This window comes from Bacillus sp. FSL K6-0138 (assembly GCF_037982765.1).
GTDB classification, from domain to species: domain Bacteria; phylum Bacillota; class Bacilli; order Bacillales; family Bacillaceae; genus Bacillus; species Bacillus glycinifermentans.
Window position 1 is genome coordinate 12,501 of record NZ_CP150286.1, and the last position, 22,500, is coordinate 35,000.

21 protein-coding genes, 1 tRNA gene, 3 rRNA genes, 1 other RNA gene and 1 other annotated feature (2 of these 27 running past the window's edge) are annotated in these 22,500 nt (G+C 47.1%); of the genes, 17 read left to right on the forward strand and 9 right to left on the reverse strand.

What is annotated here, in order from left to right:
- Together MHB78_RS00055 and rrf are read left to right on the forward strand one after the other, a co-directional pair.
- Positions 1 to 1,623: ribosomal RNA gene (locus MHB78_RS00055) — 23S ribosomal RNA — on the forward strand (it extends 1,308 nt beyond the left edge of the window).
- A 51-nt stretch (positions 1,624 to 1,674) separates the two neighbouring features.
- A 5S ribosomal RNA gene (rrf, locus tag MHB78_RS00060) occupies positions 1,675 to 1,790 on the forward strand.
- A 16-nt stretch (positions 1,791 to 1,806) separates the two neighbouring features.
- Here the strand turns inward: rrf and MHB78_RS00065 are convergent.
- A complete protein-coding gene (locus MHB78_RS00065; protein WP_046131364.1) occupies positions 1,807 to 2,784 on the reverse strand; it encodes a YaaC family protein in 978 nt (325 codons plus the stop codon).
- A 121-nt stretch (positions 2,785 to 2,905) separates the two neighbouring features.
- On the opposite strand from MHB78_RS00065, the gene guaB reads away from it, so the two are divergent.
- From guaB to serS, 5 genes are all read left to right on the forward strand, one after another.
- Positions 2,906 to 4,372, forward strand: coding sequence for an IMP dehydrogenase (gene guaB, locus MHB78_RS00070; protein WP_046131365.1), 1,467 nt, complete (start codon positions 2,906 to 2,908; stop codon positions 4,370 to 4,372).
- 150 nt (positions 4,373 to 4,522) lie between these two features.
- A complete protein-coding gene (locus tag MHB78_RS00075) occupies positions 4,523 to 5,845 on the forward strand; it encodes a D-alanyl-D-alanine carboxypeptidase family protein (RefSeq protein ID WP_046131366.1) in 1,323 nt (440 codons plus the stop codon).
- Between the two features lie 168 nt (positions 5,846 to 6,013).
- On the forward strand, positions 6,014 to 6,898 hold the full coding sequence (pdxS, locus tag MHB78_RS00080) for a pyridoxal 5'-phosphate synthase lyase subunit PdxS (RefSeq protein WP_046131367.1): 885 nt from the start codon (positions 6,014 to 6,016) through the stop codon (positions 6,896 to 6,898).
- Positions 6,899 to 6,917: 19 nt separating this feature from the next.
- Positions 6,918 to 7,508 (forward strand): pyridoxal 5'-phosphate synthase glutaminase subunit PdxT, encoded by a 591-nt coding sequence (gene pdxT, locus MHB78_RS00085; RefSeq protein ID WP_046131368.1) that lies wholly within the window; start codon positions 6,918 to 6,920, stop codon positions 7,506 to 7,508.
- Positions 7,509 to 7,560: 52 nt separating this feature from the next.
- Positions 7,561 to 7,780, forward strand: a binding site (T-box leader).
- Positions 7,781 to 7,841: 61 nt separating this feature from the next.
- Entirely contained in the window at positions 7,842 to 9,119 is a 1,278-nt protein-coding gene (gene serS, locus MHB78_RS00090) for a serine--tRNA ligase (RefSeq protein WP_046131369.1), read from the forward strand.
- A gap of 33 nt (positions 9,120 to 9,152) precedes the next feature.
- Here the strand turns inward: serS and MHB78_RS00095 are convergent, their stop codons facing one another.
- From MHB78_RS00095 to MHB78_RS00110, 4 genes are all read right to left on the reverse strand, one after another.
- Positions 9,153 to 10,283 carry a glycerate kinase gene (locus MHB78_RS00095; protein ID WP_065894129.1) on the reverse strand — a complete coding sequence of 377 codons (1,131 nt, stop codon included), beginning with the start codon at positions 10,281 to 10,283 and terminating at the stop codon, positions 9,153 to 9,155.
- Positions 10,284 to 10,298: 15 nt separating this feature from the next.
- Complete coding sequence (locus tag MHB78_RS00100; protein ID WP_046131371.1) at positions 10,299 to 11,567, reverse strand: SLC13 family permease; 1,269 nt, start codon at positions 11,565 to 11,567, stop codon at positions 10,299 to 10,301.
- Between the two features lie 71 nt (positions 11,568 to 11,638).
- Positions 11,639 to 12,781 carry a sugar diacid recognition domain-containing protein gene (locus MHB78_RS00105; protein WP_046131372.1) on the reverse strand — a complete coding sequence of 381 codons (1,143 nt, stop codon included), beginning with the start codon at positions 12,779 to 12,781 and terminating at the stop codon, positions 11,639 to 11,641.
- 28 nt (positions 12,782 to 12,809) lie between these two features.
- Positions 12,810 to 13,232 carry an SMI1/KNR4 family protein gene (locus MHB78_RS00110; RefSeq protein ID WP_046131373.1) on the reverse strand — a complete coding sequence of 141 codons (423 nt, stop codon included), beginning with the start codon at positions 13,230 to 13,232 and terminating at the stop codon, positions 12,810 to 12,812.
- A gap of 122 nt (positions 13,233 to 13,354) precedes the next feature.
- Here MHB78_RS00110 and MHB78_RS00115 point away from each other — a divergent pair.
- A tRNA-Ser gene (locus tag MHB78_RS00115) sits at positions 13,355 to 13,447 on the forward strand.
- A 267-nt stretch (positions 13,448 to 13,714) separates the two neighbouring features.
- A complete protein-coding gene (locus MHB78_RS00120) occupies positions 13,715 to 13,810 on the forward strand; it encodes a putative holin-like toxin (protein WP_231947411.1) in 96 nt (31 codons plus the stop codon).
- Positions 13,811 to 14,137: 327 nt separating this feature from the next.
- On the opposite strand, the gene dck is transcribed toward MHB78_RS00120, so the two are convergent.
- The 4 genes from dck to MHB78_RS00140 all read right to left on the reverse strand — a co-directional run bounded on the left by dck (position 14,138) and on the right by MHB78_RS00140 (position 17,396).
- Positions 14,138 to 14,779, reverse strand: a complete 642-nt coding sequence (gene dck, locus MHB78_RS00125; RefSeq protein WP_046131374.1) for a deoxyadenosine/deoxycytidine kinase — start codon at positions 14,777 to 14,779, stop codon at positions 14,138 to 14,140.
- Positions 14,776 to 15,399 carry a deoxynucleoside kinase gene (locus tag MHB78_RS00130; RefSeq protein ID WP_046131375.1) on the reverse strand — a complete coding sequence of 208 codons (624 nt, stop codon included), beginning with the start codon at positions 15,397 to 15,399 and terminating at the stop codon, positions 14,776 to 14,778. Before MHB78_RS00130 ends, dck begins: the two co-directional genes overlap by 4 nt.
- Before the next feature lie 94 nt (positions 15,400 to 15,493).
- Positions 15,494 to 16,813: a glycoside hydrolase family 18 protein gene (locus tag MHB78_RS00135; protein WP_046131376.1), complete on the reverse strand. Its 1,320-nt coding sequence runs from the start codon at positions 16,811 to 16,813 to the stop codon at positions 15,494 to 15,496.
- A 37-nt stretch (positions 16,814 to 16,850) separates the two neighbouring features.
- Positions 16,851 to 17,396 (reverse strand): isochorismatase family cysteine hydrolase, encoded by a 546-nt coding sequence (locus MHB78_RS00140; protein ID WP_231947412.1) that lies wholly within the window; start codon positions 17,394 to 17,396, stop codon positions 16,851 to 16,853.
- An 80-nt stretch (positions 17,397 to 17,476) separates the two neighbouring features.
- Here MHB78_RS00140 and tadA point away from each other — a divergent pair, with 80 nt between their 5' ends.
- From tadA to MHB78_RS00180, 8 genes are all read left to right on the forward strand, one after another.
- Positions 17,477 to 17,965 (forward strand): tRNA adenosine(34) deaminase TadA, encoded by a 489-nt coding sequence (gene tadA, locus MHB78_RS00145; RefSeq protein WP_046131377.1) that lies wholly within the window; start codon positions 17,477 to 17,479, stop codon positions 17,963 to 17,965.
- An 83-nt stretch (positions 17,966 to 18,048) separates the two neighbouring features.
- An RNA gene (gene ffs / locus MHB78_RS00150) (signal recognition particle sRNA large type) lies at positions 18,049 to 18,314 on the forward strand.
- A gap of 129 nt (positions 18,315 to 18,443) precedes the next feature.
- Positions 18,444 to 20,144 (forward strand): DNA polymerase III subunit gamma/tau, encoded by a 1,701-nt coding sequence (dnaX, locus tag MHB78_RS00155; RefSeq protein WP_046131378.1) that lies wholly within the window; start codon positions 18,444 to 18,446, stop codon positions 20,142 to 20,144.
- 26 nt (positions 20,145 to 20,170) lie between these two features.
- A complete protein-coding gene (locus MHB78_RS00160; protein ID WP_006640440.1) occupies positions 20,171 to 20,494 on the forward strand; it encodes a YbaB/EbfC family nucleoid-associated protein in 324 nt (107 codons plus the stop codon).
- A 13-nt stretch (positions 20,495 to 20,507) separates the two neighbouring features.
- Positions 20,508 to 21,104 (forward strand): recombination protein RecR, encoded by a 597-nt coding sequence (gene recR, locus MHB78_RS00165; protein ID WP_046131379.1) that lies wholly within the window; start codon positions 20,508 to 20,510, stop codon positions 21,102 to 21,104.
- A gap of 21 nt (positions 21,105 to 21,125) precedes the next feature.
- Positions 21,126 to 21,350 (forward strand): YaaL family protein, encoded by a 225-nt coding sequence (locus MHB78_RS00170; RefSeq protein WP_046131380.1) that lies wholly within the window; start codon positions 21,126 to 21,128, stop codon positions 21,348 to 21,350.
- A gap of 63 nt (positions 21,351 to 21,413) precedes the next feature.
- Positions 21,414 to 21,680, forward strand: a complete 267-nt coding sequence (locus MHB78_RS00175) for a pro-sigmaK processing inhibitor BofA family protein (RefSeq protein ID WP_046131381.1) — start codon at positions 21,414 to 21,416, stop codon at positions 21,678 to 21,680.
- Between the two features lie 223 nt (positions 21,681 to 21,903).
- Positions 21,904 to 22,500 (forward strand): 16S ribosomal RNA (locus tag MHB78_RS00180); it runs 953 nt beyond the window's last position.

Below are 22,500 nucleotides of genomic sequence, written 5' to 3' on the forward strand. Positions count from 1 at the left end.
TAGCGAAAGAGGGGTGAGAATCCCCTCCACCGAATGCCTAAGGTTTCCTGAGGAAGGCTCGTCCGCTCAGGGTTAGTCGGGACCTAAGCCGAGGCCGAAAGGCGTAGGCGATGGATAACAGGTTGATATTCCTGTACCACCTCCTCACCATTTGAGCAATGGGGGGACGCAGGAGGATAGGGTAAGCGCGGTATTGGATATCCGCGTCCAAGCAGTTAGGCTGGGAAATAGGCAAATCCGTTTCCCGCAAAGGCTGAGCTGTGATGGCGAGTGAAATATAGTAGCGAAGTTCCTGATTCCACACTGCCAAGAAAAGCCTCTAGCGAGGTGAGAGGTGCCCGTACCGCAAACCGACACAGGTAGGCGAGGAGAGAATCCTAAGGTGATCGAGAGAACTCTCGTTAAGGAACTCGGCAAAATGACCCCGTAACTTCGGGAGAAGGGGTGCTCTGTTAGGGTGCAAGCCCGAGAGAGCCGCAGTGAATAGGCCCAGGCGACTGTTTAGCAAAAACACAGGTCTCTGCGAAGCCGTAAGGCGAAGTATAGGGGCTGACGCCTGCCCGGTGCTGGAAGGTTAAGAGGAGCGCTTAGCTTATGCGAAGGTGCGAATTGAAGCCCCAGTAAACGGCGGCCGTAACTATAACGGTCCTAAGGTAGCGAAATTCCTTGTCGGGTAAGTTCCGACCCGCACGAAAGGCGCAACGATCTGGGCACTGTCTCAACGAGAGACTCGGTGAAATTATAGTACCTGTGAAGATGCAGGTTACCCGCGACAGGACGGAAAGACCCCGTGGAGCTTTACTGCAGCCTGATATTGAATGTTGGTACAGCTTGTACAGGATAGGTAGGAGCCTTGGAAACCGGAGCGCCAGCTTCGGTGGAGGCATCGGTGGGATACTACCCTGGCTGTATTGACCTTCTAACCCGCTGCCCTTATCGGGCAGGGAGACAGTGTCAGGTGGGCAGTTTGACTGGGGCGGTCGCCTCCTAAAAGGTAACGGAGGCGCCCAAAGGTTCCCTCAGAATGGTTGGAAATCATTCGCAGAGTGTAAAGGCACAAGGGAGCTTGACTGCGAGACCTACAAGTCGAGCAGGGACGAAAGTCGGGCTTAGTGATCCGGTGGTTCCGCATGGAAGGGCCATCGCTCAACGGATAAAAGCTACCCCGGGGATAACAGGCTTATCTCCCCCAAGAGTCCACATCGACGGGGAGGTTTGGCACCTCGATGTCGGCTCATCGCATCCTGGGGCTGTAGTCGGTCCCAAGGGTTGGGCTGTTCGCCCATTAAAGCGGTACGCGAGCTGGGTTCAGAACGTCGTGAGACAGTTCGGTCCCTATCCGTCGCGGGCGCAGGAAATTTGAGAGGAGCTGTCCTTAGTACGAGAGGACCGGGATGGACGCACCGCTGGTGTACCAGTTGTTCTGCCAAGGGCATCGCTGGGTAGCTATGTGCGGACGGGATAAGTGCTGAAAGCATCTAAGCATGAAGCCCCCCTCAAGATGAGATTTCCCATTCCGCAAGGAAGTAAGATCCCTGAAAGATGATCAGGTTGATAGGTCTGAGGTGGAAGTGTGGCGACACATGGAGCTGACAGATACTAATCGATCGAGGACTTAACCAAATTGAATGTCATATCGTTATCTAGTTTTGAGAGAACACCTCTCAATATAAGTTTGGTGGCGATGGCGAAGAGGTCACACCCGTTCCCATGCCGAACACGGAAGTTAAGCTCTTCAGCGCCGATGGTAGTTGGGGGTTTCCCCCTGTGAGAGTAGGACGCCGCCAAGCAACCCGAAAGGCCAGCTTAGTAAAGCTGGCCTTTTTTGCTGTATTCTTTTTTTCTTAATAGCAGTTTGGCGATATAGTATGGAAATTTTCTTTCGGTTATATGTAAAAACTGCTGAATGATGACATAGTCGTCACTTGAGCATTGCAGAAGAAGGTCGTACCACCATTCCGTTTCATATCTGGCGATCATGCTCAGATTGTAGGCAATCAAGTAATGAACCAATATTTCCGGAAGTTTTAAAAACCGGTCGCGGGCGGCGGGAAAGAAATACGCTTCATTCTCAAGGTCAAAAAGCAAACTCGTCGAAGTGCATGGATGAGCTTCCTTTTGGTCTGAAGAAAAAACGAAGCTGCCGTGGTCTTCTCCAATAAAATTCCAATTTAAATGGTATTCGACATGTTCGATGAATCGTTTGGCTGACATGTTATAAGCATCTGCTGTATGCTGGGGGAGTCTGATGCTGCCGTCTTGCACCGACACTTTCACCATCGGATTTTCTCTCCTTTGAAATGACAGCACTTTATTGATTTCCGGTATGTTGGCTAAAAGCTGCTTCATGCTGAAGCGTTCGTCTTCAAGGCCCTTTAATTGAAATAAGGATTGAATGACATGCATGCATAGCCCATTTCTTTGAATTTTCACTTCATCTTCATAAAAACGATAATTTTGTTTTTTTCGTTTTCTCGTGGTGACGCCGTGTGCAAGCACAGAGGTGTGGCTTGGATAGGAAGGATCTGAAGTTAATATGCAAGCTTTTAAAAGCTGGGCCATTCCGTAAAATAACAGAATCGGCTTAATTTCAATAGAAGCCAGTTTTGCCTGTTTGTAGAAGGCTTCAGCATGTTTGAGAAAGAAAATGAACCGTTCTCCATTTTTATAAGAGTTTCTTTTCGGATCGTCCATATCGTGATTTTTATATACCTTTTCTAGAAAATGCTGGGATGTCTCCACGGAGTAAAACAGCTCTAGTTCTTTCCATCCCTTATTTCGCATAAACTCCACTTCCCTCATGAATATTTTCTAAAAATTACAACTGTTTGTCGCTTTCTTGACAGTCGGTTTTCAAGTTGATAATCTACATATAATATTTTGCCGAAAAGAGGGGGATTTACTAATGTGGGAAAGCAAATTTTCAAAAGAAGGCTTAACGTTTGATGATGTATTGCTTATTCCGGCTAAATCAGAAGTTCTTCCGCGCGACGTGAATTTATCGGTTGAGCTTACTCCATCTCTCAAACTGAATGTTCCGATTATCAGTGCAGGTATGGATACCGTTACAGAAGCTGAAATGGCCATTGCAATGGCAAGGCAGGGCGGACTTGGCATCATCCACAAAAACATGTCGATCGAACAGCAGGCTGAACAAGTTGACAAGGTGAAGCGTTCAGAGCGGGGCGTCATTACGAATCCGTTTTTCCTGACACCCGAACATCAAGTATTTGATGCAGAGCATTTAATGGGCAAATACAGAATTTCCGGCGTTCCGATTGTCGATAACAGCGAAGACCAGAAGCTGGTCGGAATCATTACAAACCGCGATCTTCGATTTATTTCTGATTATTCCATGAAAATCAGCGATGTGATGACAAAAGAAGAGCTGGTCACTGCTCCTGTCGGCACAACGTTAGACGAGGCAGAAAAAATCCTTCAGAAATATAAAATCGAAAAACTCCCTCTTGTAGATGATCAAGGTGTGTTAAAAGGTCTTATCACCATCAAAGATATTGAGAAAGTCATTGAGTTCCCGAACTCAGCGAAAGATGTTCACGGCCGCCTGCTGGTTGGGGCTGCGGTCGGCGTAACAGGCGACACGATGACGCGCGTCAAAAAGCTTGTCGAAGCCAATGTTGACGTGATTGTCGTCGATACGGCACACGGCCATTCTCAAGGCGTTCTGAATACGGTCAAAAAAATCCGTGACACGTATCCGGAGCTGAATATCATTGCAGGAAACGTTGCGACCGCAGAAGGAACGAAAGCGCTGATCGACGCCGGTGCAGACGTGGTCAAAGTGGGTATCGGACCTGGATCAATCTGTACGACCCGTGTCGTAGCGGGAGTCGGCGTTCCGCAAGTGACTGCGATTTATGATTGTGCGACTGAAGCGAGAAAGCACGGAGCTGCCATTATCGCAGACGGCGGAATCAAGTATTCCGGTGACATTGTAAAAGCATTGGCTTCAGGCGGACATGCCGTCATGCTTGGAAGCCTTCTTGCCGGTACATCTGAAAGCCCCGGCGAAACGGAAATTTATCAAGGCAGACGCTTTAAAGTGTACCGCGGCATGGGCTCTGTCGCTGCCATGGAAAAAGGAAGCAAAGACCGCTACTTCCAAGAAGAAAACAAAAAATTCGTCCCTGAAGGCATCGAAGGCCGCACGCCTTACAAAGGACCTGTTGCCGATACGATTTATCAGCTTGTCGGCGGTCTGAAATCAGGCATGGGCTATTGCGGAACGAAGGATTTGCAGGCTTTAAGAGAAGACACGCAATTCATTCGGATGACAGGCGCCGGCCTCAGGGAAAGCCACCCGCACGATGTTCAAATTACCAAAGAATCGCCTAACTATACCATTTCTTAATCAAAAGTGACAAAAATTAAACTGTAGACAGAGTGATACTCTGTCTATTTTTTTTTGCTTCATTATGATAAAATTTATGATGTTGTGTTGAAAAATGTCTTTTATGGCTTTTACATAGATTGAGTACGATGAAAAGCGGAGGTATACAATTTGAAAAGCAAGAAATTCAAACAGCTGATCATGTTAGTTGTTGCTTTTGCAGTGGTGATAGGAGCATTTTCTCCTATATCAAACGCAAAGGCTGCAAATGATCCAATTAATGTAAACGCAAAGGCGGCCATTTTGATTGAGGCGTCATCAGGGAAAGTGCTGTACAGCAAAAATGCCGACCAGCGTCTTCCTGTTGCCAGCATGGCGAAAATGATGACGGAGTATCTTCTTTTGGAAGCGATTCATGAGGGCAAAGTGAAATGGGATCAAACATATACACCGGATGATTACGTGTATGAAATTTCTCAAGACCGTTCATTGTCCAACGTTCCGCTTCGCAAAGACGGCTCTTATACCGTGAAAGAGCTTTACCAGGCGACCGCTATTTACTCAGCAAATGCTGCGGCAATCGCGCTTTCGGAAGTTGTAGCGGGTTCTGAAAAGAACTTTGTTGAACAAATGAATAAAAAAGCAAAAGAACTTGGCATGAAAAATTTCAAATTTGTCAATGCGACAGGTTTGGCAAACAAAGACCTTCACGGAAAACAACCGGTGGGAAGCGTTGATGAAGAAAATGAAGTTTCTGCAAAAGACATGGCGATTCTTGCCGACCATTTGATCAAGGATTACCCTGAAATCCTGGATACGGCAAGCATTGCAAAAACAAAGTTCAGAAAAGGCACAGACGATGAAATGGACATGCCGAACTGGAACTTTATGCTGAAAGGCCTGGTTCAGGAATATAAAGGCGTTGACGGACTGAAAACAGGCTCAACCGATTCTGCAGGATCTTGTTTCACCGCGACTGCCGAAAGAAACGGCATGCGCGTGATTTCCGTCGTGCTTAACGCAAAAGGCAACATCCACACTGGACGTTTTGATCAAACGAAAAAAATGCTGGATTATGCTTTTAAAAATTTCACGATGAAAGAGCTGTATGCAAAAGGCGATCAAGTAAAAGGCAATGAAACGGTTAAAGTCGACCAGGGGAAAGATCAGGAAGTCGCGATCGTAACGGAGAAAGCTTTTTCGATCCCTGTGAAAAACGGCGAAGAGAAGAACTATAAGGCAAAAGTCACGCTTGATAAGAAAGAGCTTTCCGCACCTGTGAAAAAGGGTGAAAAAGTCGGAACATTGACGGCTGCTTATACGGGAGATCAGAAGGATTACGGCTACGTCGGCAGCGATGTATCAGGTGTGAAATTGGTAACAAAAGAAAATGATGAGAAAGCAAACTGGTTTGTCTTAACGATGCGCAGCATCGGCGGATTTTTCGCCGGAATCTGGAACAGCATCGTTGAAACGGTAACCGGCTGGTTTTAATAGCAAAGAGCTCTATGATTAGGGCTCTTTGCTGTAATTTCACATTTACAATCCAAACGATTTGATATTAAAATAGAAATAATCTTCGTGTTTTTCCATATGATTTTGCGGAATTATAGGATACAATAAGATTAAATCTGACAATTCTATCAATAGGGGGATCCTACAATGGCTCAAACAGGTACTGAACGTGTAAAACGCGGTATGGCAGAAATGCAAAAGGGCGGCGTCATCATGGACGTTGTCAATGCTGAACAAGCAAAAATCGCTGAAGAAGCAGGAGCCGTCGCTGTTATGGCGCTTGAACGTGTTCCGGCTGATATCCGTGCGGCTGGCGGGGTTGCCCGTATGGCAGATCCGACAATCGTCGAGGAAGTCATGAACGCAGTGTCGATTCCGGTTATGGCGAAAGCACGCATCGGACATATCGTTGAAGCGCGCGTTCTTGAAGCGCTTGGCGTTGATTATATTGATGAAAGCGAAGTTTTGACTCCGGCCGACGAGGAATTCCACTTAAATAAAAGCGAATTTACCGTTCCGTTCGTATGCGGATGCCGCGATCTTGGAGAGGCAGCACGCCGGATCGGAGAGGGAGCTTCCATGCTTCGCACAAAAGGCGAGCCGGGAACGGGAAATATCGTTGAAGCCGTCCGCCATATGAGAAAAGTGAACGCTCAAGTGCGCAAAGTAGTCGGCATGAGCGATGACGAGCTGATGACAGAAGCGAAAAATCTCGGCGCTCCTTATGAGCTGTTAAAACAAATTAAAGCTGAAGGACGCCTTCCTGTTGTAAACTTCGCAGCCGGCGGCGTGGCAACGCCTGCTGACGCTGCTTTGATGATGCAGCTTGGCGCTGACGGCGTGTTCGTAGGATCCGGTATCTTTAAATCCGATAATCCTGCAAAATTTGCGAAAGCAATCGTTGAAGCGACAACGCATTACACAGACTACAAACTGATCGCCGAGCTTTCAAAAGAGCTTGGAACTGCAATGAAAGGGATCGAAATTTCAAATCTGCTGCCAGAACAGCGTATGCAAGAACGCGGCTGGTAATGTAAGGAGACGGTTTTACATGCTGACAATTGGTGTACTTGGACTTCAGGGAGCGGTAAGAGAACACATTCGTTCAATTGAAGCATGCGGAGCGGCCGGAAAAGTGGTGAAATGGCCCGAAGACCTGAAGGAAATCGACGGTCTTATTTTACCGGGAGGAGAAAGCACGACGATGAGGCGCCTCATCGATACGTATCAGTTTATGAAGCCTCTTCAGGAATTTGCCGCGTCCGGAAAGCCGATGTTTGGAACTTGTGCGGGTTTGATTATCCTGGCGAAGAAAATCGCCGGATCTGACGATGCTCATCTTGGCGTCTTGAATGTAACGGTGGAGCGCAACTCCTTCGGAAGGCAGAGGGACAGCTTTGAAGCGGATTTAACGGTTAAAGGGCTGGACAGACCGTTTACCGGCGTATTTATCCGTGCCCCTCACATTTTAGAGGCGGGTGCAGACGTCGAAGTTCTTTCTGAGCATGACGGAAGAATCGTTGCTGCCAAACAAGGGAACCTGCTCGGCTGTTCGTTCCATCCAGAATTGACGGATGATGACAGAATAACCAAGCTTTTCATTGACATGGCGGAACAGCATAAAAAAGAAGCCGTCGTATAAAACAGTTGAAAGCTGTGAAAACTTGTAGTACATTAAAAGGACAATTACAGATCGAAAAGCGTTGACAGGAAGCAGTAGGAAGCCTCTCTTTCCAAGAGAGCCGATGGTTGGTGCGAATCGGCGAAAGATGCTGTCCGAATCCATCCTTGAGCGAAATGCTGAACATTCAAGTAGGCATTTACGGGAAGACCGTTATGAAACGAAGCGGAAAACGGCGTACGACACGTCCCGTTTTCAATCAGGGTGGCAACGCGAGAGCTCTCGTCCCTTTACACATAAGGGGACCAGGGCTCTCTTTTTTTCGATCAAAAACAGTAAAAAGGAGCGAGGCAGATGCTTGACGTGAAGCTGCTGCGGGCAAATTTACAAGAGATCAAACAAAAGCTTGCCCACAGAGGAGAAGATTTAACAGATTTTGATCAATTTGAAGAATTGGATGCAAAAAGAAGAGAATTGATCGTCAAAGTAGAAGAATTGAAAGGAAAGCGCAATGAGGTCTCCCAGCAGGTGGCGGCTTTAAAACGCGAGAAAAAGGATGCAGACCATCTGATTAAAGAAATGCGCGAAGTCGGCGAAGAGATTAAAACGCTTGATGAAAGCTTAAGAACAGTCGAAGCTTCTTTAGAAAGAATCATGCTGTCCATTCCGAACATCCCTCACGAGTCTGTGCCTGTCGGCGAGACAGAAGACGATAATGTCGAAGTGCGCAAATGGGGCGAGGTTCCCGAATTTTCTTTTGAAGCGAAGCCTCATTGGGAAATTGCCGACCAGCTTGAGATTCTCGATTTTGAGCGTGCCGGAAAAGTGACGGGAAGCCGCTTTGTTTTCTATAAAGGGCTTGGCGCACGGCTTGAACGTGCCTTATTTAACTTTATGCTTGACCTCCATGTCGATGAATACGGCTATACAGAGGTGCTACCTCCTTACATGGTGAACCGGACGAGCATGACGGGCACAGGGCAGCTTCCTAAGTTTGAAGAGGATGCTTTTAAAATCAGGGAAGAGGACTATTTTCTGATTCCGACGGCGGAAGTGCCGGTGACGAACATGCATCGCGACGAAATTTTAGCGGCTGACGAGCTGCCGATCAATTATGCCGCGTTTAGCGCCTGCTTCCGTTCAGAAGCCGGCTCTGCCGGAAGAGACACGCGCGGATTGATTCGCCAGCATCAATTCAACAAAGTGGAGCTCGTGAAATTTGTTAAACCTGAGGATTCTTATGAGGAGCTTGAAAAGCTGACAAATCAGGCTGAAAAGGTGCTTCAGCTGCTCGGGCTGCCATACCGCGTGATGAGCATGTGTACGGGAGATCTAGGCTTTACAGCAGCGAAAAAATACGATATCGAAGTCTGGATACCGAGCCAGAATACGTATCGTGAAATCTCCTCTTGCAGCAACTTTGAAGCCTTTCAGGCAAGACGGGCCAATATCAGATTCAGAAGGGAAGCAAAAGGAAAGCCTGAACACGTTCATACGTTAAACGGCTCAGGCCTGGCGGTCGGGCGAACAGTCGCCGCCTTGCTGGAGAACTATCAGCAGGAAGACGGAAGCGTCGTCATCCCTGAAATTCTCCGCCCTTATATGGGAAATAGAGAAGTCATTAAAGCATAATGAAAAAAGGTGCGCGAATCAGGCGCACCTTTTTTATTTTAACGACCAGACGGCGGCGATATTCCGCGCGCAATGTTCGAGATACGTTTTTCCATTGGCGAGCGAATCCTCCAACGTACGCGTCCCCGGCACAATGGAAAAAAGAGCCGAAATCCCTTTGTCATAAACGAGTTCACAGCCTTCACCGAGAGAGCCGGCGACAGCGATGACCGGAATGCCTTCCCGCGAGGCCCGGCTTGCGACACCGACCGGCGTTTTGCCGTGAATCGATTGGCCGTCTATTTTCCCTTCTCCCGTGATCACGAGGTCCGCTCCTTTTATCCGTTCAGAGAAAGACAGGGTGTCCAGCACAATGTCGACACCGCTTTTCAATTCCGCTTTTAAAAAAGCCTTGAGGCCCGCACCTAAGCCGCCCGCCGCTCCGGCACCGGGAAGGGAATCGGCCTCACACTTCATTTCCTTCTTGATGGCGCGAGCATAATGCTTCAAGTTGTCATCCAATAGCGCAACCATGTCGTCCGATGCTCCTTTTTGCGGTCCGAATACGGCGGATGCCCCATTGGGACCTGTCAGAGGGTTGTCGACGTCACAAGCTGCTTCAAATACGACGTCCTTTAATTTTGGATGCATTCCGTCCGTATTGATCGCAGCAATTTGAGACAATGAACCGCCGCCGTCACCAATCTCGCGGCCGTCTTTGTTTAAAAATTTCACGCCGAGTGCGCTCGCCATGCCCGCCCCGCCGTCGTTTGTCGCACTGCCTCCGAGCCCGATGATAATGTGAAGCGCGCCCTTTTCTGCGGCATCGAGGATCAGTTCTCCCGTTCCCCTCGTCGTCGTCACCAGCGGGTTGCGCTGATCGGGAGGAACGAGATGAAGGCCTGACGCCTCCGCCATTTCAATCACGGCCGTTTTTCCGTCTCCAAGCAGCCCGTAAACCGCCTCAACCGGCGTTCCGAGAGGACCTGTTACCGTTTTGCGGATCAATTTCCCGCCGGTCGCATCAACCAATGCTTGAGCGGTTCCTTCACCTCCGTCTGCGACCGGAATTTTGACATATTCCGTCTCAGGCAGAACGGTTGCAAAGCCCTTTTCAATGCTGTCGGCAGCCTCCATGGAGGTCATGCTTTCCTTAAATGAATCTGGTGCGATCACGATTTTCATACTTTCCGCTCCTTCTTACTTAAAAAATTGAAAAACACCGAAAATCAGCGTCGATATGATCGTTAAAACCAAACCGATGGCCGTTTCGTAAGGAATGAGTGCAAGGCGTTTTTTCATCGGCATGAATACGCTGCCTCCTGTCGTATGAAAAAAACTTCCGTGAGGCAGGTGATCAAGGACTGTCGCACCGGCGTGAATCATGGCAGCGCCTGCAAGGCGGGAGACGCCGAGGTCGACAAGCGTCGGCCCGAACACGCTGCTGGCGACAGCGGTGCCTGCGGTTGTCGAAGCTGTAGCCATAGACATCAAAATGCCTGAAATCGGCGCCAAAAGAAAAGGCGGCAGACCCAAACCGACAAGGCTGTCCGTGATCAACGAATTGAGCTCTGAATTCGCGATCATCCCGGCGAGTGTTCCCGTACCAATCAGCATAATGGCAACGCCTGACATTTTAGAGAGGCCGGAAGCGGCAAAATCTTTCAGCTTCCCGGCTTGTCCAGAGGCGATAGCCGTCACAAGCCCCCCGGCCGGGAGTGCGATCATCGGATCAATGGTAATTCCTGCGGCCGGTCTTAAAGCCAATAAAAGAATGGCAGCAGCCGGCCCGCTGATTGCCGCCCAAAACGAGGGGGCATGTTCATGGCCATTGCTTTCAATTTCTGCAGAAGACGTATATGTTCCTTTGTTGGCCAGCCGTTTTGCTAACAAATATGCCGCGCCCAATCCGAAAACGGCGGGAATGATCCCGGCTGCCATCACGAATGTCAAAGGGATGTGAAACGCATCTGAAGCGGCGATTGCATTGGGATTGGGAGACATGATATTCCCGGCTTTCCCGCCGCCGATCATCGCCAAAAGAATGGCGGCTTTGCTGGTTGATGTCCGTTTGGCGATGGCCAGGGCGATCGGGGCAACGGTGATGACTGCAACATCGACGAAAACGCCGACCGCTGTTAAGATTGCTGTCGCCAGCGTCAGCGCAAGCAATGCCCGTTTTTCGCCGATTTTTTTGACGATCGTTTCGGCAATGACTGCAGCTGACCCTGATTGGATCAGGACACCGGCGAGGATGCCGGCCGCCAAAATACGAAGCACGGCAGGAATCATCGTTTTGGCCCCTGCTATCATTAAATCTGTCGTTTCAATGACATTCGCACCGCCGATTAAACCTCCGGCCAACGCTCCAATCATCATTCCATAAGCCGGAGGCACCTTTTTTAAAATGAGAAAGATCGAAATCGCTAAAGCGCAAAGAGCGCCAATAGCGTTTATTTGAATATCCACACTGCATCCCCCCTACAACTTAGATTGTAAACGCTTTCTGATGGAGGGGGAATTGGTCAGGCAAACGGATTTTAACGATCTGAACCATCGCAAAATTGTTCACTTGCACAATTTGCAAAAAGCATCATTGCCGTATACAGCTTAAACAGATCCTCCAGATTTTTTGGATCGCATCCAGTTGCCGCTTTAATTTTCTTTAAACGATAGGATAATGTATTTCGGTGAATAAACAGTTTTGAAGCAACTACACCGATTTCTCCGTTTTCCTCGATGTAGCAGAGAAGGGTTTTCATCAAATCGCCTTTTTGATCTGCATGTGAAAGCCGATCCCAGATCTTTCTGAAATGGATTTCCTGATGTGGATGGCGGATGTTTGAGAGAAGCACAGGGACGGCGAAATCGCGGTAGTCGTAAAAATGATTGCGGGTTCCCGCCTTATCGGCAATGTACAAGGTTTGTTTTGCACTTTGGTACGAAAAGGGAAGCTGGTTGAGCTGCTCAGCTTGTTCTCCGCATGCTCCTCTGATATCCTTCCAGCTGCTCAGCCAATCTTTCCATATCATAAAGGTGTCAGACCGGCTCCTCCCCGGCTCATCTGCCAAGAGAACGGCGATTTCCGTCAGTGAAACATTGGTATAAAGGTCTCGGGGCCTTAGCTGCTTTTCGAGGCCTTTGATAAAGTCCGGCTTCAAATCGGCGGAAGGAAGCTCAAACACGAGGCATAATCGTCTGCCTTCGAGCGGAATTTGCAAACGCTCGGCGCGTCCCAGGCAGTCAAGGGATGACAAATCCGCACCATGGAGCATTTGAATAACCGTTTCCTCCCGAAGCCTTTGGTCCCATGTCAGCTGTTTTGTCAAAAATGCTTGTTCCACGGTCATTTCCGCCGCCATTTTGACAAGTTCCCCGTATGGACTGACCTCAGACGGAGCCCCCGTAATGCCGATGACTCCGATGATTTCATCATGAAATACGATCGGAAGGTTCACGCCCGGTTTTGTCCCGGCTAAATCGGAGCATTCGTCCGGCGAAATGCTGATTCCGCTTTTGCCAGAAAGGGCATCCTTTGCCCCCGCATGTTCATAGCCGATTCTTGAACGATCCCCGGAGGCGATGATCACCCCGTTTTCATTCATAATATTGATATTATGTCGAATAATCGACATCGTTCTATCAACAATTTCCGCAGCGAGTTCTTTTGAGAGATAGTTCATTTTGCCGGTGCTCCTGTCCAGTTGTTTTTCATATGAGGATTTTTCCGTCGATCCACCATTCGATAAATTGTTTTAAAGTGGGGGCAACCCACGTACGGCTGTCGTCTTCATGATTCCAAACGTATATATCGTCTCTTTGGATGGAACCGTTTAAAATGGAATAACCAAATAAATCGCCGTTTCCTGCGTCAGCGATAAATAAGAGACAATCAAATGGCATATACAAATCTTTAAAAATTTCGCTGTTTCTCAGCTCTTTGTTTTCGTCTATGATCCGGTCTGCGGACCAAATGAGATGGCATCCGAATTCATCGTTTATGCCATCGGTTTCTTTCAGCAGGCTTTCCAATTCTTCCGGGAGATCAATGTTGAATGTCTGTTTGATCTCCTCCAGTTTTGCGGTTTCAGCAGGCTTGTTATATGTATACTTTCCCGGAAAATCTCGCCACATCGTCATCACCTTTATCATGTCTTTTATATCATTATAAGTGAACGATCAATAAAATTAAATTTTTATTAAAAATACCCTTGACTCAGAAATATGGGACATGTTATATTAATTCTTGTCGATACGGAGGAATACCCAAGTCTGGCTGAAGGGATCGGTCTTGAAAACCGACAGGGGTGTCAAAGCCCGCGGGGGTTCGAATCCCTCTTCCTCCGCCATTATTGATTTGCATTTTAGTGATTGACTAAGCATAAATTGGAGATTGTGTTGCCGCTGCCCGGATGAGGCAGCGGTTTTTTTATATTCTAACGATAACAGCATGGCTGGCGAATCTGGAGAAAATTGCCCCCAAACCCTGAACCGAAAAGGGCCGGGGGTCTTGTGTTTTCTAATAAGTTCCTATAAAGTAAAAATTAGCGATAGATCGGCTTTTTGTAGGGGCGTTCGGCTCACCTCCATATATGGAAGAAGGGAGGTGAGAAAATATGGCTGTAGAAAGTGCAATTCAATTGATGCTTTCCTTTGGAATCCTGATTGTAGGGATTCTGACGCTGGCCTATAATTTCACGAAAAAAAAGTAGAACGCCCCTGACTCCTACATCCGGGCGTTCCACTTCTAACATTTAGGACAAAGCCGACTCCCTTACAGGAGCTATTCTATTGCCGATCGGAGATGTTACCAGCATCTTCGATCTTTTTGTATTCACAGTATACTCTTTAGAATAAATTATATTCATGTGTGCTGTAATTGTGAACAGGAACCGTATACTGATTGTGTATCGACTATATATTGTCATTGTAGAACAACATGTTGGCCTTGTCCATAAAAAATTCCCTGAATGGAGTATTCGGGCGGCTGAACCTCTGCGGCGTGAATCAAGCCGTCAATATATACCCTTTTTTCATATCTATCTTTGAATGACTTTGCTAATTTTTTCGATAATGGGGTCCAAGGAGGCGGAATTGTTCAATAAATCGTATTCCTCTATGTTGACCCTTACGACAGGACAGGCGTTAAAGCCGCTGATCCAGTTTTCGTACCTTGTATACATTTCCTCCCAGTAGGACCGGTCTGTCTGGAGCTCCATTTCCCGTCCGCGTTTTTGGATGCGGTCGAGGATTTTCTCCAAATCGCCTTCCAGGTATATAAGGGCATCAGGGTGAGGGAAGTATGGCGTCATCACCATCGCTTCAAACAGGCTCGTGTAGGTTTTATAGTCGATTTTTGACATCGTTCCTTTATCGGCATGCATTTTCGCAAAAATACCTGTATCTTCGTAAATGGAGCGGTCCTGGACAAAGCCGCCTCCAGATTCAAAAATATATTTTTGCTCTTTGAACCGTTCTGCCAAAAAGAAAATCTGCAAATGAAAACTCCAGCGTTCGAAGTCGTTATAAAAAGCCTCCAAATAAGGATTATTCACGACATTTTCAAGTGATGTTTTAAAGCCGAGCCTTTTTGCAAGCTCTTTTGTTAATGTAGATTTCCCCACTCCCACCGTGCCTGCGACGGTAATGATGGCGTCTTTCGGAATATCGTGTACAGTCATTGTATATACTCCTTTACTTGATCGGCAATTCGCTGAAAAACTTCTTTAGATAAAACAAAATCATCCTGATCACCGTTTATTTCGATAATCGGCAACGTTGGTTCAGCTTCTTTGATTTGTTTGATTGCAGTCTCGTAGTCTTCGATCAGCTGTTCCAAATACTGCTCGTCCATCTGCTGTTCAAAAGACCGTCCCCGCTTTTTGATCCTCTTTAATAAAGTCGGAAGGCTTGCGCGAATATAAATGATGATATTCGGCTTCGGCAAGTCCTCTGTGAGCAGTCCGTAAATTTTTCTGTATTTCTCAAGCTTTCTGCCTGTTAACGTCCGTTCCGCAAAAATGAGATTTTTATAAATATGGTAGTCGGAAATGACGGGTTTGTTTTTATGTAAAAACTCTTTTTCAGCGTCTTCAAGCTGTTTGTAGCGATTGCAGAGGAAAAACATTTCCAGTTGAAAGCTCCATTCGTCTTTATCCTCATAAAATTTGCCGAGAAAAGGGTTTTCTTCGACAATTTCCTTAACAAGGGACAAGGAGAGCGTTTCTGAAAGCATGCTGGCCAATGTTGTTTTTCCCGCCCCGATGGGACCTTCGACAGCAATAAAAGGGGCTCTTTTCATAGGTGTCCTCCTACTTGGATAAGCGTTTGCTTTTGATTTTCAACATTCATATTGTATCACATCCTTTTCTTTTGCCCATGAAAAAAACGTTCCGTTAACGTGGGAACGTCTCTTTTACAATATTAAATTGATCGGCGATCAGGAGCCAGTTTTGCGGGAATGACAAGCCGAGCTTCCAATAGCTGATTCCCCTTAAGTTTAATTCTTTAATCAGATTGAATTTAGCTTGGATCGATCTTGCATCCTCGAACCAGACTTCGTGCTGTTTGCCCGCTTTGTCTGTATAGCGGAAATGCGGGGCCTGGGCTTCTTCATCGAATAAAATAGATGCGTTATTCTCGCTGGCAATCGTGATCGCTCGCTGGGGGCTGATGGCTTTTGCGGGCGGTCCGCCCGGTTTATAGGGAAGCGTCCAATCATAGCCGTATAAATTTTGGCCCATAACGATTTTATTGGCGGGCATTTCTGTGAGCGCATATTCAATGACATTGCGGACGGGCCCTATCGGCGACACGGCCATTGGCGGTCCTCCGCTGTATCCCCATTCATACGTCATTAATACGACGAAATCGACAATTTGGCCATGCGCCCGGTAATCGTGAGCTTCATACCATTGCCCGGCTTGCGTCGCGCTTGTTTTGGGCGCTAAAGCGGTGGAAATCAGCCAGCCTTCCTGTCTGAAGCGGTCTCGCGCCTCTCTTAAAAATTGATTATAAGCCTCTCTGTCCTGGGGTCTTAAATATTCAAAGTCAAAATGAATGTCTCTGAATCCGTATCTTCTGGCAGTGATAACAATTTGATTCAGCAATGTGTTTTTGACGTTCTCGTCTGTCAGGATGATCCTTCCGAGCTCGGCGCTGAAGGCATCGTTCTCAAGATTGGTCACAATCATCATCATTGTGACGTTCTGCCTGTCGGCAATTTGCTTCAACCCGGTAAGCGGCGGCTCGCGCAGCGTACCGTTACGCCTAACCTGAAAGCTAAAAGCTCCGAGATAGGTCAGATATGGCGAAGCTTCTCTCGCCGCTTGCTGGAGAGCAGCGCTGACTGTGTTTCCTCGCGGTTCAATATAAGCATTTACTTCTATATTTCGCTTTGGCCCAGGAGGAATGTACAATAACAGCCCTACAGGGAGCTCGGCGTCTGGCCGCATGCGGTTGATCCTGGCGAGCTCGGCCGCCGACATGTTAAAACGGGCTGCGATCGATGCCAGTGTATCTCCTGCTCTTACCTCGTAAAATTGACCGGCAATCGGTATCACGATGGTTTGTCCGACAACAAGACGGTTCGGATTTGGAATCTCATTTGTCTCGACAATTTCATTTACCGTGGTTCTGTACCGATTGGCAATTGTGTAAAGCGAATCGCCTCTTTTCACGACGTAGATTTGGATGGAAAACGCCTCCTTTCTCATTGCTACCACTATATGAGAAAAAGAAGTGTTTCATGCTCTAAGTTTCATTGATGAGCTCACCGGAAGTTGTAATGTTGGCAAACAGGACATCCTTCATTATCGTGATTGCGTACCGGTTGTCTTTTTCGGTGTTTGAGGCGATGCAATCCTTCGGCAGCGTAATGTCGTATTCCCGCATATAGGCATCGTTTGCAGTAAACAGAACGCATATGCCGGCGATTCCCGTAATGACCAGATGATTGACAGCGAGTTCGTTTAACAGCGTGTCGAGTGCGGTTCCGTAAAAAGCCGAATGCTTAGGCTTGATGAGAAAATAGTCGTTTTCACTCGGCGCCAGCAGGTCGATGATGTTTTTGCTTTTTCGATTTTTGCATTTCTTGATAATGGCAGCAATATCCGCTTGCCAAATTCCGAAATGGTCATTAATGTATATGATAGGCCAATTCATGCTGTGTGCATGTTTCTTTAACGCCAGGAGATCGGGGGCCATCGCCTCTGTTTTTTCGGAAAGAGCGTCACCCATATCGAATTGAAAATCATTGATGATGTCGACAATAATAAGGGCGGTATTTGACTTGGACAAGTCGGTCTCTCCTCCTTTCAGATTGTTATTATACGTTAGCCTTTCCGGATGAAGAAAAAACATTGAAAGAGTGCGTGCTGATGACACAAGACGAGCTTTATATGAAAGAAGCCATTCAAGAAGCGAGAAAAGCCGAGGAAAAAGGAGAGGTGCCGATCGGCGCCGTACTTGTTCTCGACGATGAAATCATTGCCCGCGCCCACAACTTGAGGGAAACGGAGCAAAGATCCCTCGCGCACGCAGAAATGCTTGTCATAGACGAAGCGTGCAAAAAGCTTGGGACATGGCGGCTTGAAAGAGCGGTCCTTTATGTTACGCTTGAGCCCTGCCCGATGTGCGCCGGAGCGGCCGTGCTTTCAAGGGTTGAAAAAGTCGTTTTTGGAGCGTTTGACCCAAAAGGCGGCTGTGCAGGGACTTTAATGAACCTTCTTCAGGAAGAGAGGTTTAATCATCAGGCGGAAGTGGTCACAGGCGTCTTGGAGGAAGAGTGCGGCCTGTTACTGAGCGATTTTTTCAGGAAGCTTCGGGCGAAAAAGAAAGCAGAAAAGCAAAATAAAGCACAGAGATAGAAATTTGCAATTAAGGATGAAATAAGTTATACTAAGGTGTGCGTCATAAATAGACGCATCAGCATAATTTGATATTTATTTTGCCGTGCTAAGCGGGGAGGTAGCGGTGCCCTGTACTCGCAATCCGCTCGAGCGAGGCCGAATTCCTTTCTCGAGGTTCGTTTACTGTAAGGCCTGCCTTAAACAAGTGGTGTTGACGTTTGGGTCCTGCGCAATGGGAATCCATGAACCATGTCAGGTCCGGAAGGAAGCAGCATTAAGTGGAACCTCTCATGTGCCGCAGGGTTGCCTGGGCTGAGCTAACTGTTTAAGTAACGCTTAGGGTAGCGAATCGACAGAAGGTGCACGGTAAATCAATCATCAAATTACAAACTCATCTATTTTCGAATAGATGGGTTTTTTTCTTAATAAGAGCTTTTGGAATTGAAAGCAGCTTCATGTATAATAAGGATGATGATATTAAGAGGAGGGCGTGTTTGTGAGTTATCAGGCTTTATATAGGGTGTTCAGGCCGCAGTTGTTTGAAGATGTCGTCGGTCAGGAACACGTCACGAAAACGTTGCAAAATGCCCTTTTACAAAAGAAATTCTCTCACGCCTATCTGTTTTCCGGACCGAGAGGAACAGGGAAAACAAGCGCCGCAAAACTTTTTGCCAAAGCTGTAAACTGTGAGCGCGCTCCGGTCAGTGAACCGTGTAACGAATGTTCCGCGTGCAAAGGCATTACAAGCGGTGCAATTTCAGACGTCATTGAAATCGACGCCGCATCCAATAACGGTGTAGATGAAATTCGCGACATCCGGGACAAAGTGAAATTCGCCCCGTCCAGTGTCACGTATAAAGTATATATCATAGATGAAGTACATATGCTTTCTATTGGCGCATTCAACGCTCTTCTTAAAACGCTTGAAGAACCGCCTGAGCACTGTATTTTCATTCTTGCAACAACAGAGCCCCACAAAATTCCGTTAACGATTATTTCAAGATGTCAGCGTTTTGATTTTAAAAGAATCACGTCACAGGTCATTGTCGGACGAATGAAAAAAATCGTCGAAACCGAGCAGTTCAAGGTTCAGGACGGCGCACTCGAAATTATCGCCAGTGCTGCCGATGGAGGAATGAGGGACGCGTTAAGCCTGCTTGATCAAGCAATATCATTCAGCGGCGATGAGCTGACGGTTGATGACGCGCTGCTGATCACGGGCGCCGTGTCTCAAGCGTATATCGGAAAGCTTGCATTGTCCCTTCATGAAAAGAATGTTTCCGATGCTTTGGAAACATTGAACGAGCTGCTTCAGCAGGGGAAAGACCCGGCAAAACTGATCGAGGATATGATTTTCTATTTCAGGGATATGCTCCTTTATCAGACAGCGCCGGATTTAGAGGGTGTGCTTGAAAAGGTGAAAGTGGATGAAGCGTTCCAAAACCTGTCAAAGCAAATTCCTGCACCTGCTCTTTATGAAATGATTGATATTTTAAATAAAAGCCATCAGGAAATGAAATGGACGAATCACCCGCGCATTTTCTTTGAAGTTGCGGTCGTGAAGCTTTGCCAGGGCGCGAAAGCAGAGGCGCCTTCTGCCGGACAGCCGGAAATCGAAGACCTTATCAACAAAGTTCGCCGGCTTGAACAGGAAATCGACAGGCTTAAAACGTCTGGATTCCAAGCAGCTCCAGCACAGAATCAGCCAAAAGAAGCGCCGCGCCCGCAAAAAAGCGTGAAAAGCGGATACAAGGCGCCGGTCGGCCGCATTCATGAAATATTAAAAGAGGCGACAAGATCGGACCTGGAAAAGCTCAAGGGATGCTGGGGGGAATTGCTTGCCCAGCTCAAACAGCAAAACAAGGTGTCCCATGCAGCCCTTTTGAATGACAGTGAACCGGTAGCGGCGTCTTCAACCGCATTCGTCCTCTCATTTAAATATGAAATTCACTGTAAAATGGTTGCCGAAGACAATAACGGCGTCAGGACAAACCTGGAACAAATTTTAGACGGAATGCTTGGCAGAAGAATAGATATGGTTGGCGTTCCCGAAGCCCAATGGGGTAAAATAAGAGAAGAATTTTTACAGGAACACCAGCCGGAAGATTCAGATGCAAATACCAAAGAAGAAGAGGATCCGCTGATAGCAGAAGCTAAAAAGCTGTTCGGAGCGGAACTGATTGAAATCAAAGAATAAAAACAGGAAAGAGAGTGGATTTAGGTATGCGCGGTGGAATGGGAAATATGCAAAAAATGATGAAACAAATGCAAAAAATGCAGAAAGATATGCAAAAAGCGCAGGAAGAGCTTGCGGAGAAAGTGCTTGAAGGTACAGCAGGCGGAGGCATGGTCACCGTTAAAGTAAACGGGCAAAAAGAAATTATTGATGTCGTGATCAAAGAGGAAGTCGTTGATCCGGAAGATGTGGAAATGCTTCAAGACCTCGTTCTTGCGGCGACAAACGACGCTTTGAAACAAGTCGACGAAGTGACAAATGAAACGATGGGTAAGTTTACAAAAGGAATGAACATGCCGGGTTTATTCTAGGAGGAAAATAATAATGCAGTATCCTGAACCAATATCAAAGCTGATCGACAGCTTTATGAAATTGCCAGGGATCGGACCCAAAACAGCGGTCCGTCTGGCTTTTTTTGTTCTCAGTATGAAGGAAGATGTTGTATTAGATTTTGCAAAGGCATTGGTAAACGCAAAGCGCAATTTGACGTATTGTTCGGTTTGCGGGCACATTACAGACCAGGATCCCTGCTATATTTGCGAAGATACAAGAAGAGATAAATCGGTGATATGCGTTGTTCAGGATCCGAAAGACGTCATTGCCATGGAAAAGATGAAAGAATACGATGGATTGTACCATGTTTTGCATGGGGCGATATCTCCGATGGACGGCATCGGACCGGAAGACATTAAAATACCCGAATTGTTGAAACGATTGCAGGATGATCAAGTAACGGAAGTGATTCTCGCGACAAACCCAAATATAGAAGGAGAAGCTACAGCCATGTACATTTCAAGGCTCTTAAAACCATCAGGCATCAAGCTGTCGCGCATTGCCCATGGACTTCCAGTCGGCGGCGATTTGGAATATGCAGATGAAGTCACTCTTTCTAAAGCGCTTGAAGGCAGACGTGAGATGTAGAGGGAGGAGAATTGCATTACCATGGGGTTTCTTCGAAAAAAAAAGCTAAGAAAAGAATTTGATCAAAAATTGATGGAACAGCTGATGAGGCAAAAGGAAGAATGGAACAGACAAAAGCGGCTGATTGAAAACAGCCTTGAGCCTTCCCTTGAAGTCCTTCACGAGTTAAAAGTCGCCGAGGCAAAATACTTTTTTTATTTGCGTGAGGCCAAAAAAAGATATTTAAGACTCGGCGGATGGAAGTAGCCGGTCTATTTTCATGAATCTCTTCATATGCTTGTACTAGAAAAAATGAGGAGTGAGGGATTCATGGGATCTGTTATTATCATTGGGGCAATTGTGGCGTTGGTTGCCCTGTTGTTTTTTTCAGGAGCCTCCTTTAAACCGTTAAAATGGGCTGGTACAATTGCCGTTCGATTTATCATCGGGGCGCTGTTATTATTCTGTGTGAATCTGTTTGGCGAGAGCATGGGAATTCACTTGCCGATTAATGTTATTACGACAGGAATCAGCGGGCTGTTGGGTATTCCGGGAGTGGCGGCACTTATTGTGATTAAGCAGTTTATTATAATTTAATTTTTTGTTGACATTTGTCTTCTAAGGTGTTAAATTTATATTCGTCGCTGATGACGAATTATTTTTTTGAAAAAAAGTTGTTGACGACATTCTGAATAAATGTTACTATATTATAGTCGCTTCGAGAGCGGCAACGAAGTTCTTTGAAAACTAAACAAGACAAAACGTACCTGTTAATTCAAATAAATCGCACATAAACGTGCGTAGTCATTTGCAAACTTTTTTTATGGAGAGTTTGATCCTGGCTCAGGACGAACGCTGGCGGCGTGCCTAATACATGCAAGTCGAGCGGACCGACGGGAGCTTGCTCCCTTAGGTCAGCGGCGGACGGGTGAGTAACACGTGGGTAACCTGCCTGTAAGACTGGGATAACTCCGGGAAACCGGGGCTAATACCGGATGCTTGTTTGAACCGCATGGTTCAAACATAAAAGGTGGCTTTTCGCTACCACTTACAGATGGACCCGCGGCGCATTAGCTAGTTGGTGGGGTAACGGCTCACCAAGGCGACGATGCGTAGCCGACCTGAGAGGGTGATCGGCCACACTGGGACTGAGACACGGCCCAGACTCCTACGGGAGGCAGCAGTAGGGAATCTTCCGCAATGGACGAAAGTCTGACGGAGCAACGCCGCGTGAGTGATGAAGGTTTTCGGATCGTAAAACTCTGTTGTTAGGGAAGAACAAGTACCGTTCGAACAGGGCGGTACCTTGACGGTACCTAACCAGAAAGCCACGGCTAACTACGTGCCAGCAGCCGCGGTAATACGTAGGTGGCAAGCGTTGTCCGGAATTATTGGGCGTAAAGCGCGCGCAGGCGGT